15 protein-coding genes are annotated in these 17,403 nt (G+C 70.4%); 5 read left to right on the forward strand and 10 right to left on the reverse strand.

What is annotated here, in order from left to right; translation table 11 throughout:
- Positions 1-341 precede the first annotated feature (341 nt).
- Complete coding sequence (locus tag ACWDEW_RS03130) at positions 342-1,352, forward strand: zinc-binding dehydrogenase (RefSeq protein ID WP_450509045.1); 1,011 nt, start codon at positions 342-344, stop codon at positions 1,350-1,352.
- Position 1,353: 1 nt separating this feature from the next.
- Here ACWDEW_RS03130 and ACWDEW_RS03135 read toward each other — a convergent pair whose 3' ends face one another.
- Entirely contained in the window at positions 1,354-2,310 is a 957-nt protein-coding gene (locus ACWDEW_RS03135; protein WP_450509047.1) for a LysR substrate-binding domain-containing protein, read from the reverse strand.
- Positions 2,311-2,373: 63 nt separating this feature from the next.
- Between ACWDEW_RS03135 and ACWDEW_RS03140 the strand changes: the two genes are divergently transcribed.
- Together ACWDEW_RS03140 and ACWDEW_RS03145 are read left to right on the forward strand one after the other, a co-directional pair.
- Positions 2,374-3,654, forward strand: coding sequence for an MFS transporter (locus ACWDEW_RS03140; RefSeq protein ID WP_450509049.1), 1,281 nt, complete (start codon positions 2,374-2,376; stop codon positions 3,652-3,654).
- 135 nt (positions 3,655-3,789) lie between these two features.
- On the forward strand, positions 3,790-4,806 hold the full coding sequence (locus tag ACWDEW_RS03145) for a sigma-70 family RNA polymerase sigma factor (protein WP_450509051.1): 1,017 nt from the start codon (positions 3,790-3,792) through the stop codon (positions 4,804-4,806).
- Here the strand turns inward: ACWDEW_RS03145 and ACWDEW_RS03150 are convergent.
- The gene (locus ACWDEW_RS03150) at positions 4,690-5,040 is read right to left on the reverse strand and encodes an STAS domain-containing protein (protein WP_450509053.1); all 351 of its coding nucleotides are present in this window, start codon (positions 5,038-5,040) and stop codon (positions 4,690-4,692) included. The two genes, ACWDEW_RS03145 and ACWDEW_RS03150, sit on opposite strands and share 117 nt — an antisense overlap.
- A 139-nt stretch (positions 5,041-5,179) precedes the next feature.
- Between ACWDEW_RS03150 and ACWDEW_RS03155 the strand changes: the two genes are divergently transcribed.
- Positions 5,180-6,100, forward strand: a complete 921-nt coding sequence (locus ACWDEW_RS03155) for an AEC family transporter (protein WP_450509055.1) — start codon at positions 5,180-5,182, stop codon at positions 6,098-6,100.
- A 196-nt stretch (positions 6,101-6,296) separates the two neighbouring features.
- Positions 6,297-7,049, forward strand: a complete 753-nt coding sequence (locus tag ACWDEW_RS03160) for an alpha/beta hydrolase (protein WP_450509057.1) — start codon at positions 6,297-6,299, stop codon at positions 7,047-7,049.
- A gap of 56 nt (positions 7,050-7,105) precedes the next feature.
- Here ACWDEW_RS03160 and ACWDEW_RS03165 read toward each other — a convergent pair whose 3' ends face one another.
- The 8 genes from ACWDEW_RS03165 to ACWDEW_RS03200 form a co-directional block, all read right to left on the reverse strand.
- On the reverse strand, positions 7,106-8,398 hold the full coding sequence (locus ACWDEW_RS03165) for a thymidine phosphorylase (RefSeq protein WP_450509059.1): 1,293 nt from the start codon (positions 8,396-8,398) through the stop codon (positions 7,106-7,108).
- 82 nt (positions 8,399-8,480) lie between these two features.
- Positions 8,481-8,900, reverse strand: coding sequence for a cytidine deaminase (locus tag ACWDEW_RS03170; RefSeq protein WP_431252599.1), 420 nt, complete (start codon positions 8,898-8,900; stop codon positions 8,481-8,483).
- Positions 8,897-10,159: an ABC transporter permease gene (locus ACWDEW_RS03175; protein ID WP_450509061.1), complete on the reverse strand. Its 1,263-nt coding sequence runs from the start codon at positions 10,157-10,159 to the stop codon at positions 8,897-8,899. The genes ACWDEW_RS03170 and ACWDEW_RS03175 overlap by 4 nt, the downstream gene beginning before the upstream one ends.
- Complete coding sequence (locus ACWDEW_RS03180; protein ID WP_450509063.1) at positions 10,159-11,283, reverse strand: ABC transporter permease; 1,125 nt, start codon at positions 11,281-11,283, stop codon at positions 10,159-10,161. Before ACWDEW_RS03180 ends, ACWDEW_RS03175 begins: the two co-directional genes overlap by 1 nt.
- Positions 11,280-12,914, reverse strand: a complete 1,635-nt coding sequence (locus tag ACWDEW_RS03185; RefSeq protein WP_450509481.1) for an ABC transporter ATP-binding protein — start codon at positions 12,912-12,914, stop codon at positions 11,280-11,282. The genes ACWDEW_RS03180 and ACWDEW_RS03185 overlap by 4 nt, the downstream gene beginning before the upstream one ends.
- Before the next feature lie 434 nt (positions 12,915-13,348).
- Positions 13,349-14,407, reverse strand: a complete 1,059-nt coding sequence (locus tag ACWDEW_RS03190) for a BMP family lipoprotein (RefSeq protein ID WP_450509065.1) — start codon at positions 14,405-14,407, stop codon at positions 13,349-13,351.
- Positions 14,408-14,635: 228 nt separating this feature from the next.
- A complete protein-coding gene (locus ACWDEW_RS03195; protein WP_450509483.1) occupies positions 14,636-15,676 on the reverse strand; it encodes a BMP family lipoprotein in 1,041 nt (346 codons plus the stop codon).
- Positions 15,677-15,954: 278 nt separating this feature from the next.
- Positions 15,955-17,193: an amidohydrolase gene (locus ACWDEW_RS03200; protein ID WP_450509067.1), complete on the reverse strand. Its 1,239-nt coding sequence runs from the start codon at positions 17,191-17,193 to the stop codon at positions 15,955-15,957.
- Between the last annotated feature and the right edge of the window lie 210 nt (positions 17,194-17,403).

Below are 17,403 nucleotides of genomic sequence, written 5' to 3' on the forward strand. Positions count from 1 at the left end.
GGCGGCCGCCTGGCGAAAACCCTGGTGGCGGGTAGGAAATGCAGGCGTGCCGCTGCTGCGGGCCGAGCGGCCAAACGGCCCGCACTCGGGGCGAGTCGGGAATGCGGTGGCGGCCGGCTTCAGGCGCTCCCTGCCCAGGTACCCCGTGACCCGCCCGCGCGCGCCACGGCGGCCGACCGACCAGGGCTCTGAGACAGCCGGGGCCTGCGGTCGCGCCGCCACCACGTGCCCCAGCGGCCAACCGGTCGGTCCCCAGGCCGAGTCGGGAATGAAGCCCCGGCAGCCGGATGTTGACGTCCGCCGTCCGGACTCTCCTCCCCGCCCGGGAAGAAGGCAGGCCCATGACGACGTCCTCGCCGACCACTATGCGTGCTGTCCAGCTCTCTGCCCCCGGCCCCGTCGGAAACCTGCGGTTGGCCGTCCTCCCCCTCCCGCCCGAGCGGGACGGGTGGGTGCGTATTCGGGTCGAGGCGTTCGGGCTCAATCGGTCGGAGTTGAAGCTGCGGCTGGGGGTGAGTGAGGGGGTCACCTTTCCGCGGGTACCGGGCATCGAGGCCGTCGGTACCGTCGACGCGGCCCCGGCCGGCAGCGGGCTCGTGCGCGGGCAGAAGGTCGTCGCGATGATGGGGGACATGGGGCGGACGTACGACGGGGGCTATGCCGAGTACACGTCGGTGCCGCTGGCTCAAGTGATCGCCGTCGAGACCGAGTTGCCCTGGGAGGTGCTGGGTGCCCTGCCGGAGATGGTACAGACCGCCCATGGCTCCCTCACCGTCGGACTGGACCTGCGGCCCGGCCAGACCGTGCTGATCCGCGGCGGCACCTCCTCGGTGGGCCTGGCCGCCGCCGCGCTCGCCCGTCGGCACGGAGCCACGGTGTTGTCCACCACCCGGCGCCCCGACCGGCTCGCCTCCCTCAAGGAGCACGGCGTCGACCACCCGCTCCTCGACACCGGCGAAGTCGCCCCCGCCGTACGCGAGTTGTACCCGGACGGAGTCGACGCCGCCCTCGACCTGGTCGGCATCCCGACCCTGCCCGACACCCTGCGCGCGGTACGCGTCCACGGCACGGCCTGCTTCGGCGGCAGCCTCTCCAACCAGTGGACCGTCCGCGACTTCTCCCCCAACGAGTACCTGCCCAGGGGCGTACGCCTCGCGGGCTACTTCGGCGACGCCTCCGACCTCCCCCAGGAGACCTTCCAGGAAATCCTGGACGCGATCGCCGACGGCCAACTGGCCTTCCCCGTGGACCGCGTGTACGACGGCCTGGAGCACGTACCGCAGGCCCACGACGACATGGAGCACAACCGCGCCACGGGGAAACTCGTCGTCCGGGTCCGGCACCACAACTGAGCTACTCGGGCAGCAGGTTGCCCCTCCTCGACAGCAGGAACTTCTTGAAGGCGGCCACCGGGGGCGTGTCCGGGCGGCCGTCCAGCCAGGCCACGCCGATCTCCCGTACGGCCTTCGGGGCGGTGACCGTCAGCTCGGCAACTCCCGGGCGGGGCACGGCCGGTGGCGGGAGCAGGGCCACTCCCAGCCCCGCCGCCACCAGGCCCCGTAGCGTCTCCGCCTCCTCCCCCTCGAAGGCGATCTTCGGGCGGAAGCCGGCCTCCGCGCAGACGGCGTCGGTGATGCTCCGGAGGCCGTAGCCCGGTTCCAGGGTCACGAAGGTCTCGTCGGCCGCCTCCGCGAGGCGGATCCGCTTGCGGGAGGCCAGGCGGTGGTCGGCCGGGACGACGAGGCGGAGTTTCTGGACGTCGAGGCGGTGGGCCACGACGTCGGGGGCGTCGAGGGTCGGGGCGGTCAGGAGGCACAGGTCCAGCTCGCCCGCGCGCAGCCGCTCCAGCATGGCCTCGCCGTAGTTCTGGACGAGGCTGAAGCGGACGCGGGGGTGGTCGGCGCGGAAGGCGCGGATGAGTTCGGGGACGGTCTCCGAGCCGAGGGTGTGGAGGAAGCCGAAGGCGACCTTGCCGGTGGTGGGGTCGGCGTCGGCGCGGACCTCGTCGGCGGCCTTCCCGATCTCGGCGAGGGCGCGCTCGACGGAGGTGAGGAAGGTGCGGCCGGCGGGGGTGAGCGAGACCGTTCGGCCTCTGCGGGCGAACAGGTCTACGCCCAGGTCCTGTTCGAGGCGGACCATGGCCCGCGACAGGGTGGACTGCGGGACCTGCATCTCCTGCGCGGCCCGGGTGACGTGCTCGGTGCGGGCGACACCCGCGAAGTACGCGAGGCGCGGCGCGAGCAGCGCGACGATGTCTTCTGTGTCACCGGACGGTGACAGGCGAGCCTGTGAGCTGTACTGATGCACCATGGGAACGATTATGGCGTTTCCGTGCATTGGACGGATGAGCGGGAGCGTACGTAGCTTCGAAGCATGTCTCCCGCCGATACCGGGGCGTCCACCATCGTGGCCGCCACGACCCCCGCCCCCACCACCACCTCCGCTTCCGACTCACGGCTGACGCCCGGCGGTCCCGGTTATCGCCGGATGAGCTTCGCGCTCTTCCTCGCGGGTGTGGCGACCTTCGCGCTGCTGTACTCCACGCAGGCCCTGCTGCCGCTGATCTCCGGCGAGTTCGGGGTGGCGGCGAGCGCGGCGAGCTGGACGGTGGCGGCGGCGACCGGCGGACTCGCGCTGTTCGTCCTGCCGATGAGCGCGCTGTCGGAGCGTTTCGGCCGCCGTACGGTCATGACCGCGTCGCTGGTGGTCGCGGTGAGCATCGGGGTCCTGGTGCCGTTCGCGCCGTCGCTGGGCGCGCTGGTGGTGCTGCGGTTCCTCCAGGGTGCCGCGCTGGCCGGGCTGCCCGCGTCGGCGACGGCGTATCTCGCGGAGGAGGTCCGGCCGAAGGCGCTGGTCACGGCGATCGGCCTGTTCGTGGCGGGCAACAGCGTCGGCGGGATGAGCGGCCGGGTCATCACCGGCTGGGTCGCGCAGGAGTGGGGCTGGCGGGTCGCCGTGGGCGTGATCGGTCTGATCGCGGTCGGCTGCGCGGTCGCCTTCCGCCTCCTGCTCCCCGCCCCGCGGCACTTCACACCGGGCTCGCTGCGCCCCCGCGTCCTGGCCCGCACGGTCCGTGCCCACCTCGCGAACCCGCTGCTGTGCCGGCTGTACGCGATCGGCGCCCTGTTCATGACGGTCTTCGGCGGCGTCTACACGGTGATCGGCTACCGCCTCACCGAGGCCCCCTTCTCCCTCCCCCAGGGCATCGTCGGCTCGATCTTCCTGGTGTACCTGGTCGGTACGGTGTCGGCGTCCACGGCGGGGCGGCTGGTGGGCAGGCTGGGGCGCAGGGGTGCCCTCTACCTTGCGGGCGGTACGACGGCCACCGGCCTCCTGGTCTCCCTCGCCGACTCGCTGCCCCTGGTGCTGCTCGGCCTGGTGCTGATCACGGCCGGCTTCTTCGCGGGGCACGCGGTCGCGTCCTCGGCGGTCAGCAAGACGGCCACCACCGGGCGCGCCCAGGCCTCCGCCCTCTACCAGTCCGCGTACTACATCGGGTCCAGCACCGGCAGTACGGTCGGCGCGCTGGCGTTCCACGCGGGCGGCTGGGCGGGCACGGTCGGCGTGGGCGTGCTGGCGGTGCTGGGGGTCGTGACGATCACGGTGCTCGGGTCGCGGGCGGCGCGGGTCGAGCGGGGGCTCGCCGCCGCCTGAGCGGTCACATCCGCCCGACCCCTTAGTGAAACCTTCCTGAGCTGCGCGTTCGGCCACTCCGGGGGCCATTGTCAGTGGGCTGCGCTACGTTTCGGGGTAAGGGAAGAACGGCCACAGGGGTGGGTGGGCGAGACCATGAGTGACAGCGCTGTGAAGACGACGGACCTCGACATCAGGCTGGAGAAGCACCGCGTCGAGCTGACCGGGTACTGCTACCGCATGCTCGGCTCCTCCTTCGAGGCCGAGGACGCGGTGCAGGACACGATGGTCCGCGCCTGGCGCAGTTACGACAAGTTCGAGGGCCGCTCCAGTCTGCGGTCCTGGCTGTACCGGATCGCGACCAACGTCTGCCTGGACATGCTGTCCGCGGGCAACAAGCGGGCGCGGCCCGTCGACCTCAGCGACTCCACCCCGCTCGCGCAGGCCGCGCTGTCGCCCCGCCCCGACAACACCTGGCTGGAGCCGATGCCGGACGCGCGCGTGCTGCCGACGGTCGCCGACCCGGCGGAGGCCGCCGTCGCCAAGGAGTCGGTGCGGCTCGCGTTCATGGCCGCCCTGCAGCAACTGCCGCCCAAACAAAGGGCGGTGCTGATCCTGCGCGAGGTGCTGGCCTGGCGGGCCAACGAGGTCGCCGAGCTGCTCGGCACCTCGGTCGCGTCCGTCAACAGCGCGCTGCAGCGGGCCCGCGCCACCCTCGCCGAGCGGGACGAGAAGGCGGCCGACGCGGCTGTCTCCGACCCGCTCGACGAGGAGCAGAAGAAACTCCTGGAGCGGTATGTCGCGGCCTTCGAGGGCTACGACATGGCGGCCCTGACGGCGCTGCTGCACGAGGACGCCATCATGACGATGCCGCCGTTCGACCTGTGGCTGACCGGCCACGACGACATCACGGGCTTCATGACGACGATCGGCGCCGCCTGCGAGGGCTCCCGTCTGATCCCGGTGGAGGTGAACGGCCTGCCGGGCTTCGCCCAGTACAAGCCGGACCCGGAGGCGGGCGGCTTCAGCCCCTGGTCGGTGCAGGTCCTGGAGATCTCAGACGGCAGGCTCACCGGGTTCCACTTCTTCCTGGACACCAAGCGCTGGTTCCCGCTCTTCGACCTGCCCCTCCGTCTCGAAGCGGAGCCCGACCAGATCGAGGAGGGCGCGTAGTCCGGGGCTGGGCCCGCGCAGCCTGATCCGGCCACCGGCCCGCCGTGCGGTCAGCTCCAGGCGGGCCAGGAGATCGACGGTGCCGAGCCCCGGCGGCCCGGGCCCCACGGTCTCGACCGCGACGAGGACCACCCCGGCGCCGGTCGCCTCCAGCAGCCGCCGCACCTCGTCGCAGAGCCGCACCACCTCGTCACGGCTGACGGGGCGGTTCGGCACGAGTACAGCGGGTGTCATGGCGTCCACGATCGGTAGACCGGGTGGGCGGTCGTAATTCATCGGGGGCGACCGCCTAGGTTTGCTGTATGCCCCACGGATCCGCCCCGCCCTGGATACCCGACGCCCTCCCGCGCGCCGCAGCCGCCGAGGAGGCGCCGTGCAGGGGGTGTTGACCGGGTTCGCGGTCATCGGCGTCGTCATCGCTGTCGGCTATCTGCTCGGCCTGCGCGGCTCCCTCGGCGAGAACGGCCGTGACGTACTGACCAGGCTGGCCTTCAACGTGGCGTCCCCGGCCCTGCTGTTCACCACCCTCGCGCGGGCCGACCTCTCGGTGGTCTTCTCCAGCTGGCTGCTCGTGACGGTGCTGAGCACGGCGGCGGTGGCGGGCGTGTTCGTGGCGGTCGGGATGGCCCGCGGCTGGGGAGTGGGCCGTACGACGATCGGCGCGCTCTGTTCCGGCTACGTCAACTCCGGCAACCTCGGCATCCCGATCTCGGTGTACGTCCTGGGCAACGCCTCGCTGGTGGCGCCGGTGATGCTGTTCCAGCTCGTCGTGGTCAGCCCCGTCGCCCTCACGATCCTCGACCTGTCGGACCGGGGCGAGAAGGATCCCTGGTGGCTACGGCTGCTCACGCCCGTACGCAACCCGGTCGCGGTCGGCTCCCTCGCCGGGGTCGCGGTGGCCGCGTCCGGAGTGCACCTGCCCGGCCCGGTGATGGATCCCCTCACCCTGATCGGCAACATGGCGGTCCCGGCCGTACTGCTCGGCTTCGGCATCTCGCTGCGCGGAAGCGCGATGCCGGCGCGCGGTGCCGAGCGGGGGCCGGTGCTGCTGTCGGTCGCCCTGAAGTCGGTGGGACAGCCGGCGATCGCCTGGGCGCTGGCGGCGGGCGTGTTCGGCCTGCACGGGGCGGCGCTGCTCGACGTCGTGGTGACCTCGGCGCTGCCCGGTGCGCAGAACCTGTACACGTACGCGAGCCGCTATCGCGTGGGCGAGGCACTGGCCCGGGACTCGATCCTGCTGTCGACGATTCTGTCGGTGCCGGTACTGGTGGTGATCGCGGCGCTGCTCGGGTGAGCCGACCGGCGAGCCGCCGCGAACAAAACCCGTGGCGGAGGACTACGGCCGCTGCTACCTTGCCCGTGGCCGTGCGAGAGAACGAGGAGGTGGTACCCGTGAACACATCAACGACATGGGTGCTCTCCTCCGGGGTCACGGTCGGGCGATAGGTCGTCCGGGAGCGCCGTTCTGAGCTCTCCCGAAAGGCACGACCATGGACACGACCCCGCGGTTCACTTCCGAGCAGCGCCTCGACGACGGCGTCCTCGAACGCGAATTCACCCTCGGCGAGATCCCCGGCACCCTGTGGACGCCCGACTCCACCGCACCCGCCCCGCTGATCCTGATCGCCCACAACAACGGCCTGCCCAAGGCGGAGCCCCGGCTGGTGGCCCGGGCCCGGGCCACCGCGGCAGCCGGCTACGCGGCGGTCACCATCGACGCCGCCGGCTGCGGCGACCGTCCCCGTTCCGCCGCCGCCGTACAGCTCCGCGCCGACCTCGGCCGGGCGATGCGGGCCGGTGAGCCGGCCGACGAGATCTTCGAGTCCCTGGTCGGCCCGCTGGTCGAGAACGCGGCCCCGGAGTGGCTGACCACCCTGGACGCCGTCCTCGCCCTGCCCGAGATCGGCAGCCCGGTCGGCTACTCGGGCTGGACCGCCCTCGGCATCCGCCTCGCGGTGTCCGAGCCGCGCATCAAGGCGGCCGGCTTCTTCGCCGGAGGCTACGTCCCCCGCGCCCAGCGCGAGGAGGCCAAGCAGGTCGGCATCCCGCTGCTGCTCCTGCTCCAGTGGGACGACGAGGGCAACCCCCGGCAGCGGGCCCTGGACCTGTTCGACGCCTTCGGCACCCAGGAGAAAACCCTGCACGCCAACATGGGCGGGCACACGGGCACTCCGTGGTTCGAGGCGGAGGACGCTTTCCGGTTCTACGCCAGGCACCTGATGCAGGGACCGGCCGCCAAGTAGGCAAGAGGGGCCGGGACTTGAAAGCCCGGCCCCTCCCCCGCTCCCCCGACGACCGATCAGGCGATGCGCTCCAGCACCACAGGCGAAGCCGTGAACGCGGTGTCCTCGGCGCCGATGTCGTACGAGCCCTCGACCGCCTCCAGCGCGTACGCGAAGCGCTCCGGAGTGTCGGTGTGCAGGGTCAGCAGGGGCTGGCCCGCCGCCACCACGTCGCCCGGCTTGGCGTGCATCTCCACTCCCGCGCCCGCCTGGACCGGGTCCTCCTTGCGCGCACGCCCCGCGCCGAGACGCCAGGCGGCGATGCCGATGTCGTAGGCGTCGAGGCGGGTGAGGACACCGGAGGACGCGGCCTTCACCACGTGCTGCTCGCGGGCCACCGGCAGCTCCGCGTCCGGGTCGCCGCCCTGGGCCGCGATCATCCGGCGCCAGACGTCCATCGCCGAACCGTCGGCCAGGGCCTTCGCCGGGTCGGCGTCCTTGATGCCGGCCGCGTCGAGCATCTCGCGGGCCAGCGCGATGGTCAGTTCGACGACGTCGGAGGGGCCGCCGCCCGCCAACACCTCGACGGATTCCCGGACTTCGAGGGCGTTGCCGGCCGTCAGGCCGAGCGGGGTGCTCATGTCCGTCAGGAGCGCGACCGTCTTCACGCCGTGGTCGGTGCCCAACCCGACCATCGTGGACGCCAGTTCACGCGCGTCCTCGATCGTCTTCATGAAGGCGCCCGTGCCGACCTTCACGTCCAGGACCAGGGAACCAGTGCCCTCGGCGATCTTCTTCGACATGATGGACGAGGCGATCAGGGGGATCGCCTCCACCGTGCCGGTGACGTCACGCAGGGCGTACAGCTTCTTGTCGGCGGGGGCCAGGCCGTCGCCCGCCGCGCAGATCACCGCGCCAGTGCCCTCCAGGACCGACAGCATCTCCTCGTTGGAGAGCAGCGCGCGCCAGCCGGGGATCGACTCCAGCTTGTCGAGGGTGCCGCCGGTGTGGCCGAGGCCGCGGCCGGAGAGCTGCGGGACGGCCGCGCCGCAGGCGGCGACGAGGGGGGCCAGCGGGAGGGTGATCTTGTCGCCGACGCCGCCCGTCGAGTGCTTGTCGGCGGTCGGCCGGGAGAGCGAGGAGAAGTCCATGCGCTCGCCGGAGGCGATCATCGCGGCGGTCCAGCGGGCGATCTCGGAACGGTTCATGCCGTTGAGGAGGATCGCCATGTTGAGGGCGGCCATCTGGTAGTCGGCCACCTCCCCGCGGGTGTACGCGTCGATGACCCAGTCGATCTGCTCGTCGCTCAGTTCACCGCGGTCCCGCTTGGTGCGGATGACGGAGATGGCATCCATCGAGACTTGCGCCATGGCTTGGCTTTCCTTCCGAACGTTCAGAAAATGCGCGGCCCCGCTGAGGGAGATGAACCAACTCAGCGGGGCCGCACGGGAGTTACCTGGTGAGATGGTCCGGCCCGAAGGCCTGCGGGAGCATCTCCGAGAGCGGCAGGATGCCCGCCGGTGTCTCCACCAGCAGACCGGGACCGCCGAACTCGTACAGCAGCTGGCGGCAGCGGCCGCACGGGACGAGGATGTCGCCCTTGCCGTCGACGCAGGTGAAGTGCGTCAGCCGGCCCCCGCCGGTGCGCTGGAGGTCGGACACGAGCCCGCACTCCGCGCACAGGCCGAGGCCGTACGACGCGTTCTCCACGTTGCAGCCGGAGACCGTGCGCCCGTCGTCGACCCGGGCGGCCACCCCGACGGGGTAGCCCGAGTACGGCGCGTAGGCGTGGGACATCGCTTCCCGCGCCTCGGACCGCAGTTCGTCCCAGTCCACGGGGGACGCGGCGAACTCGGCGGCGGACGAGGTCACTTGCCCTGTCCCTTCCGGTACGGCAGGCCGTCCGCCTTCGGCATCCGCAGGTGCTGCGCGGAGAGCGAGAGGACCAGCAGGGTGACGATGTACGGGCTGGCGCCGACCAGTTGGGTCGGGACCTGGTCGGTGGTGGCGTACCAGACGAACATCAGGGCCGCGACGGCCGCGGTGATGCCGGCGGGGACGTACCGCTTCTTCCACACCAGGTAGACGCAGCCGGCCACCAGCAGGAAGCCGAGCAGCAGGATCAGCGCGTGGACGTTGGTGGCGCCGCCGCGCAGGTTGAGGCTGTCGGTGTAGCCGAACAGACCCGCGCCGAGGGCGAGTCCGCCCGGCATCCAGTTGCCGAAGATCATCGAGGCGAGACCGATGTAACCCCGGCCGCCGGTCTGGCCGTCGAGGTAGACGTTCGAGGCCACGATCGACAGGAAGGCACCGCCGAGGCCGGCGAAGCCGCCGGAGATGATCACGGCGATGTACTTGTACTTGTAGACGTTGACGCCGAGGGACTCGGCGGCCACCGGGTTCTCGCCGCAGGAGCGCAGGCGCAGGCCGAAGGCGGTGCGCCACAGGATCCACCAGGTGGCCGGTACGAGGGCCACCGCGATGACGGTGAGCGGGGAGAGGTCGGTGATCAGACCGCCGATCAGGCCCGCGATGTCCGAGATCAGGAACCAGTGCTTCTCGTTGAGCGTGTCCAGCCAGCTCGACAGACCGGGGATGTCGAAGGTGCCCAGGGAGTCGATCGGCGGGGACTGCTTGGCGGAGCCCTGCTCGGTGTTGGCGAAGGTGAACTTCGACAGATAGCGGGTGGTGCCCAGCGCCAGGATGTTGATGGCGACACCGGAGACGATGTGGTTGACGTTGAACGTCACCGTGGCGATGGCGTGCAGCAGCGCGCCGAGGCAGCCGCCGACGATGCCGAAGACGACACCGGTCCACGGGCCCCACTGGTAGCCGGCCCAGGCGCCGAACCAGGTGCCGAGGATCATCATGCCTTCGAGGCCGATGTTGACGACGCCCGCGCGCTCGGCCCACAGACCGCCGAGACCGGCGAGCCCGATCGGCACGGCCGCCCGCAGCGCGGTGGACATCTGGCCGGTGGAGGTGATGCCGTCCGCGCCGGTGATCAGACGGACGACCGAGGTGAGGATCAGCGCGCCCGCGATGATCAGCAGGAGCACGGGGAGCGAGAAACGGCGGCCGCCCTTGCCGGGCTGCTGCGCCTTGGGCTTGGCGATGGTCGCGGTGGACATCAGGCCGCCACCTCCTTCTTCTCGGAGTTGTCGATCGCGGCGGCGGCGAGTTCCTCACCGACGCGCTTCTGCTGGCGGCGCAGGCCCCAGGTGCGGACGACCTCGTACGAGATGACGACCGCGAAGACGATCAGGCCCTGCATGATCGTCGCGATCTCCTTCTGGTACGCGACCGGGGTCGCGTAGTCCAGGGCGGGCGACGCCTTGTCGAGGAAGGCCCAGAGGAGGGCCGCGAGGGCGATACCGCCCGGGTTGTTGCGGCCGAGGAGGGCGATGCCGATCGCGGTGAAGCCCAGGCCCTCGGGGAAGGTGAGGCTGTAGGTGTGGCTGTCGCCGAGCAGCAGCGGCAGACCGGCGAGGCCCGCGACACCGCCGGAGATCAGCATCGCGGTGAGGGTCATGCGCTTGGCGTCGACGCCGGAGGCCGCGGCGGCGGTCTCGGAGGCGCCGGTGGCGCGCAGGTCGAAGCCGAAGCGGGTGCGGTTGAGGACGAGCCAGTACAGGACGCCCATGATCACCGCGAGGAAGACCAGGCCGTAGATCTCGCCGACGTCCGAACCCAGGTCGATGCCGGGGATCCAGCCGGACTTCTTCATGATGCCGGTCGTCATGTTGTTGCCGACCTGCACGCCCCAGGTGTTGGTCTGCGTGAGGTAGAGGATCAGGCTCGTGGCGATCGCGTTGAGCATGATCGTCGCGACGACCTCGCTGACCCCGCGGGTGACCTTGAGGACACCCGCGATGCCGGCCCAGAAGGCGCCGGTGAGGATCGCGACGAGGAGCAGCAGCGGCACCTGGAGGACGGCCGGCAGGCCGATGTGCGCGCCGACGACCGCGGTCATCACGGCGCCGAGGCGGTACTGGCCGTCGACGCCGATGTTGAACAGGTTCATCCGGAAGCCGAGGGCGACCGCCAGGGCGGCGATGTAGTACATCGACGCCTGGTTGATGATCAGCACCTGGACGTCCGAGTACCCGATCTGCTGGAGCATCAGGTTGTACGGCTCGATCGGGTTCTTGCCCGAGGCGAGCAGCACGACCGAGGTCAGCAGGATCGCGGCGACAAGCGCCATGACCGGGCCGGCCACGGCGAGGAGCACGCGCTCCTTGTCGAACTTCTTCATCGGGCCTCGTCCTCCGGGGCGGTGTCGTCGGCGCCGTCTTCTGCGGACTCTTCGACGTGTTCGAGGTGACCGGACGCGGCGCCGGTCATGGCCGAGCCGAGCTCCTCCGGTGTGACGGTGGCCGGGTCGGCGTCGGCGACCAGCCTGCCGTCGTAGATCACGCGCAGGGTGTCCGACAGGCCGATCAGCTCGTCGAGGTCGGCGGAGATCAGCAGCACGGCGAGGCCCTCGCGGCGGGCCGCGCGGACGTGGTCCCAGATCGCGGCCTGCGCGCCGACGTCCACACCGCGGGTGGGGTGGGCGGCGATCAGGAACTTCGGCGTGTGGCTCATCTCGCGGCCGACGATCAGCTTCTGCTGGTTGCCGCCGGAGAGGGAGGCGGCGGTGACGTCGATGCCGGGGGTGCGGACGTCGTACTCCTCGACGATCCGGCGGGTGTCGGCCTGGGCGCCCTTGATGTCGAGCCAGACGCCCTTGGAGTTGGGGTCCTCGGTGACGTGGCCGAGGATGCGGTTCTCCCACAGCGGGGCTTCCAGGAGGAGGCCGTGGCGGTGGCGGTCCTCGGGGATGTAGCCGATGCCGTGCTCGCGGCGCCTGCGGGTGGCCCAGGGCGTGATGTCCTCGCCGAGGAAGCTGATGGTGCCGGAGTCGGCGTTCTTCAGGCCGATCAGCGCGTCGATCAGCTCGGTCTGGCCGTTGCCCTCGACGCCCGCGATGCCCATGACCTCGCCGGCGTGGATGGTGAAGGTGACGTCGTCCAGGACGCGCTTGGCGTCGCCTCCGACGGCCGCGTCGCCGACCAGTCCGCCGCCCACGGGCTCCGACTCGGGGCCGAGGGAGGCGCCGGCGGCGTAGACGGTGAGGCCCTTGACCTCGATGACGGGCTTGTCGGTGACCGTCGACTCGGCGGTCTCCGGGGTGGGCAGTTCGCTGCCGACCATCATCTCGGCGAGCTGGCGGGGGGTGGTCGCGGAGGGGACCGCCGTGCCGACCGTGGTGCCGCGCCGGATGACGGTGATCTCGTCGGCGACCGACAGGACCTCGCCCAGCTTGTGCGAGATGAAGATGACCGCGAGGCCCTCGGACTTCAGCTCGCGCAGGTTGCTGAAGAGGGCGTCGACCTCCTGCGGCACCAGGACGGCGGTGGGCTCGTCCAGGATCAGGGTGCGGGCGCCGCGGTAGAGGACCTTGAGGATCTCGACGCGCTGGCGCTCGGCGACACCGAGGCTCTCGACGAGGACGTCCGCGCGGACGTTCAGGCCGTAGCGGTCGGAGATCTCCTTGATCTTCTTGCGGGCGCCGCCGCCGATGCCGTGCAGCTTCTCGCTGCCCAGGACGACGTTCTCCAGGACGGTGAGGTTGTCGGCGAGCATGAAGTGCTGGTGGACCATGCCGATGCCGCGGGCGATGGCGTCGGCCGGCGAGGAGAAGGTGACGTGCTCGCCGTCGACGGCGATGGTGCCCTCGTCCGGCTTCTGCATGCCGTAGAGGATCTTCATCAGGGTCGACTTGCCCGCGCCGTTCTCGCCGACGAGGGCGTGCACGGTGCCTTTTCGGACACTGAAGCGGATGTCGCTGTTGGCGACGACACCCGGGAATCGCTTGGTGATCCCCACCAGCTCGACCGCGATCGTCGACTGATCGCCGAGTGGAGGGTTGCTGGACGCGTCGATGGCGAACTCTCCTCGTGGAAAGGGGCCTCTCTACGCGCGTAGCGCCCCTGCTTTAAATAGTGCCCGGACCCGATCACACTTCGATCCGTTCCGAGCATTCTGCCGCGCGAACAGGGTGCGTCCCTGCCGCCGGTCTCCCGTCGTCCGCCCGAAGGGCGGGCCGCGCGGCGTCTGGTGCGTGCGATCGCAAGGCGCCGAAGCGCCCTCGTGGCGGAGCCACCTGGGCGGTTCGGCAACGCGGCGAGCGTGCGTGCCAGACGCCGCGCGGCAGACGGGAGACCGGCGGCAGGGGCGCGAGTCGGTCATCCTCCCCGCGCCCCGTTCCGTGGCCGTAACGCTGCCATTACAGCGCTCTTTTGGCCATGGTCCTTACGGCCCAAACGACCTCGGGATCAAGAGGTCTTGACCGTGATCGAGCCGTCCTTGATGCCCGCCTCGGCCTTCGCGAGGGCGGCCTGCAGGGTGGCGTTGTTCTTGAAGGTCGGGTTGGAGTCGGCCAGGCCGACGCCGCCGTTGCTCAGCGAGCCGCGGATCTCGCCGCTCAGCGGCTTCTTGTCCTTGATGACGGACTTGGAGAGGTCGTACACCGCGCCCGCGACGTTCTTCAGCGCCGAGGTCAGGATGTAGTTCTTGTACTTCGCCAGCGCCGCCTGGTTGTACTGGTCCGAGTCGACGCCGATCGCCCACACCTTGTGCGCGGCGGCGGACTTGATGACGCCCTGGCCGGAGAGACCGGCGGCCGCGTAGACCACGTCCGCGCCGGCCTCGATCTGGCCGTCGGCGGCGGCCTCGCCCTTGTCGGGGCTGGAGAAGCCACCCTGGGCGGCGGTCTGGGTGAGGTACTGCGCCTTGACCGTGACGCCCTTCTTGGTGTCCTTGACGCCCTGCTCGAAGCCCGCCTCGAACTTGTGGATCAGGGGCACGTCCACGCCGCCGATGAAGCCGACGGTGTTCGACTTCGTGGTCAGCGCGGCGGTGACGCCGGCCAGGTAGGAGGACTGCTCCTCGTGGAAGACCATGTCGGCGACGTTGTCGGCCGTGATGGTGTTGTCGTCGATGATGCCGAAGGTGATCTTCGGGAACTTCGCGGCGGCTTCCTTGACGGCGGGGGCGTAGGCGAAGCCGACACCGATCACCGGGTTGTAGCCGGACCTGGCGAGGGTCTCCAGGCGCTGCACCTTGTCGGCGTCGGACTCGTTGTCCTGCGGCTCGACGTCACGGCCGCCGACGCCGAAGTCCTTCTCGGCCTTCTGCAGACCCGCGTAGGCGGCGTCGTTGAAGGACTGGTCACCCTTGCCGCCGACGTCGTAGGCAAGACCGATGCCCTTGGACGTGCCGGAGGAGCTGCTGCTGGAGCTGGACTCGCTGGACGAGCTGCCGCAGGCGGAGACGGTTACTGCAAGAGCTGCGGTTGCAACGCCTGCAACCGCGATTCGGGACACCCGGCGCATGGAACGAGACTCCTTAGTGCAAGCGCCCAAACCAGGCGCTGGTTCCGCCGCAGCGTAACGCGCGTAGACCAGACGGAAAACCCCATCTGTCCGGTCCGTTATAGAGCTGTGGCCACAGATGGTGGCCAGCGTACGGACAGCCTGGCGCCCCTTGCGGGAGGCAAGGGGCGCCAGGCTGCAACGATGCCCGGAGGGCGTAGTTCTCGCGCGTGGTTCCCGCGCGTCGAACTACTTCGTGTTGACGGTGACCTTGCCGTCGATGATGTCCTGCTTGGCCTTGTCGACGGCCGCCACGGCGGCGGTCATGGCCTTGTACTTCGGGTTGGAGTCGGCGAAGCCGACGCCGTCGTTGTCGAGGCCGTAGCGGATCACGCCGGTCTTGGGCTTGCCCTCGTACACGGACTTCACCAGGTCGTACACGGCGCCGCCGACGTTCTTCAGCGCCGAGCCGAGGATGGAGTCCTTGTACTTGGCGAGCGCCTTCTGGTTGTACTGGTCGGAGTCCACACCGATGGCCCACACGCCCTTGGCGGAGGCCTCGGAGATGACGCCCTGGCCGGAGAGACCGGCGGCGGCGTACAGGACGTCCGCGCCCGCGTCGATCTGGCCGCTCGCGGCGTCCTTGCCCTTGTCGGGGCTGGAGAAGCCGCCCTGGGCCGCGGTCTGCGTCAGGTACTGCGACTCGATCTTGATGCTCGGGTTGACGGACTTGGCGCCCTGGTCGAAGCCGGCCTCGAACTTGTGGATCAGCGGGACGTCCACGCCGCCGATGAAGCCGATGTGGTTCTTCTTGGTCGCCTTGGCCGCGGCGACGCCCGCGAGGTACGAGGACTGCTCCTCGTGGAAGACGAGGTCGGCCACGTTGGCGGCCTTGTCCTGCTCGTCGTCGATGATGCCGAACGTGATGTTCGGGAACTTCGCGGCGGCTTCCTTGACGGCGGGGGCGTAGGCGAAGCCCACGCCGATCACCGGGTTGTAGCCGGCCTGGGCGAGGCTCTCCAGGCGCTGGACCTTGTCCGCGTCGGACTCGTTGTCCTGCGGCTCGATGTCGCGGCCGGTGAGGCCGAAGTCCTTCTCGGCCTTCTGGAAGCCGGCGTAGGCCGCGTCGTTGAAGGACTGGTCGCCCTTGCCGCCGACGTCGTAGGCGAGGCCGATGCCCTTGCCGGTGTACTTGCCGGACGAGGACGACGAACTGTCGCTGGCCTTGTTGGCATCCTTGCTGGAGCTACCGCAGGCGGTAGCCGCGAGGGCGATGACCGTGACGGCCACCGCGGCTTGGGAGAACTTCGTCCTCCGAGATGTATGACGCACAGCAAGCACTCCTTCGTCCTCACGGCACCGTCACCGGACCGCTTCCCCAACGCGCCGCCTCTGGTGGCGATTTCCGCGCACAGTAACGCGCGTAGACGAGGAGGGGAACGGGGTTTCTCCGTGCCGTTACCGGATCGTGCCGCCGCCGCGTTACGTTCACGCGCCGGTGGTTACACCCGGGTGACACAAGGGGACGTAGGGGTACCGAACGGGCACCTCCACGCCCCCCGTCCCGCTCAGAGAGCCGCGTCGATCAGGGCGGCGGCGGTGAACAGCTCCACGCCGGCCGTGATCGCGGACTCGTCGGCGTCGAAGTCGCCCTGGTGGAGATCCCGTACGGTCCGCTCCCCCGGGGTGCGCACGCCCAGCCGGGCCATGGCGCCGGGCACGTGCTCCAGGTACCAGGAGAAGTCCTCGCCGCCCAGGCTCTGCTCGGTGTCCTCGACGGAGAGCGGCCCGCGGCGCGCGACCATCGCGTCCCGCAGCAGCTCGGTGACGAGCGCGTCGTTGACGACGGGCGGGACCCCGCGCACGTAGTCGATCACCGTCTTGGCCCGGTACAGCCCGGCGACCTCGTCGATCGCCGCGTGCACGACGTCGGGCGCCCGCCGCCAGGCGTCGAGATCGAGACACCGTACGGTGCCGGACAGCTCGGCGTGCTGCGGGATGACGTTGGGGGCGTGGCCGGACTCGATCCGCCCCCAGGTCACGGAGACCCCGCTCCGCGCGTCCATACGGCGGGCGACGAGCGCGGGGACATCGGTGGCGACCCGGGCGGCGGCGGTGACCAGGTCGGTGGTGAGGTGCGGCCGGGCGGTGTGACCGCCGGGTCCGTCGAGCGAAACCTCCAGCCGATCACAGGCGGACGTGATGGGCCCCACCCGCAACCCGATCTTCCCGCTGTCCACCTTGGGGTCGCAGTGCACGGCGATGATCCGCCCGACCCCCTCCAGCACCCCGCACTCGATGGCGTCGGCGGCGCCGCCGGGCAGGACCTCCTCGGCGGGCTGGAAGAGCAGCCGCACCGGCCGGGGCAGCAACCCCTGCTCGTGCAGCCGGGCCAGCACGAGACCGGCGCCCAGCACCACGGTGGTGTGCACGTCGTGGCCGCAGGCGTGGGCGCGGTCGGGCACGGTGGATCGGTACGCGCAGTCACTCTTCGTGTCCGGGATGGGCAGGGCGTCGATGTCGGCGCGCAGCGCGAGCATGGGTACGCCGCTCTCGCGCGGACCGATGTCACAGACGAGGCCGGTCCCGGTGGCGAGCACGCGCGGTGCGAGACCTGCCTGCTCCAGCCGGGTCTTGATCGCGGCGGTGGTCCGGAACTCCTGGTTGCCCAGCTCGGGATGCATGTGCAAGTCCCGGCGGAACGCGACGAGTTCGGCCCGCAGGGCCTCCGGCAGGGTGCCCGGAAGCACATTCCCGACGGATTCGGCCTCGGACCCTGCCTCGGATTCCTCGGACTCTGGTGACATCAATTGCTTCACCCTCTGAAGGGTAGGGCGCCCGGGTGGTCAACTGACCCTCGATCAACAAAAGTTCAACCCGTTAGACGAAGAAAATCTGACCGCCGGCCGCATAGCTGCTCGCGGGGATGGGTAAGCTTCCCGCTTCCTCTGGCATACCACGTCCCATCGAGCCCCAGCCTGCCCCGTCCGTATCCCGGAATCCTCACGGCCACGCGA

Source organism: Streptomyces sp. NPDC001100 (assembly GCF_053598575.1).

Bases quoted from the DNA above. Each gene is read 5' to 3' on its own strand.
- ACWDEW_RS03130 (WP_450509045.1), top strand. From the start codon at position 342: ATGACGACGTCCTCGCCGACCACTATGCGTGCTGTCCAGCTCTCTGCC.
- ACWDEW_RS03135 (WP_450509047.1), bottom strand. From the start codon at position 2,310: ATGGTGCATCAGTACAGCTCACAGGCTCGCCTGTCACCGTCCGGTGAC.
- ACWDEW_RS03140 (WP_450509049.1), top strand. From the start codon at position 2,374: ATGTCTCCCGCCGATACCGGGGCGTCCACCATCGTGGCCGCCACGACC.
- ACWDEW_RS03145 (WP_450509051.1), top strand. From the start codon at position 3,790: ATGAGTGACAGCGCTGTGAAGACGACGGACCTCGACATCAGGCTGGAG.
- ACWDEW_RS03150 (WP_450509053.1), bottom strand. From the start codon at position 5,040: ATGACACCCGCTGTACTCGTGCCGAACCGCCCCGTCAGCCGTGACGAG.
- ACWDEW_RS03160 (WP_450509057.1), top strand. From the start codon at position 6,297: ATGGACACGACCCCGCGGTTCACTTCCGAGCAGCGCCTCGACGACGGC.
- ACWDEW_RS03165 (WP_450509059.1), bottom strand. From the start codon at position 8,398: ATGGCGCAAGTCTCGATGGATGCCATCTCCGTCATCCGCACCAAGCGG.
- ACWDEW_RS03175 (WP_450509061.1), bottom strand. From the start codon at position 10,159: ATGTCCACCGCGACCATCGCCAAGCCCAAGGCGCAGCAGCCCGGCAAG.
- ACWDEW_RS03180 (WP_450509063.1), bottom strand. From the start codon at position 11,283: ATGAAGAAGTTCGACAAGGAGCGCGTGCTCCTCGCCGTGGCCGGCCCG.
- ACWDEW_RS03190 (WP_450509065.1), bottom strand. From the start codon at position 14,407: ATGCGCCGGGTGTCCCGAATCGCGGTTGCAGGCGTTGCAACCGCAGCT.
- ACWDEW_RS03200 (WP_450509067.1), bottom strand. From the start codon at position 17,193: ATGTCACCAGAGTCCGAGGAATCCGAGGCAGGGTCCGAGGCCGAATCC.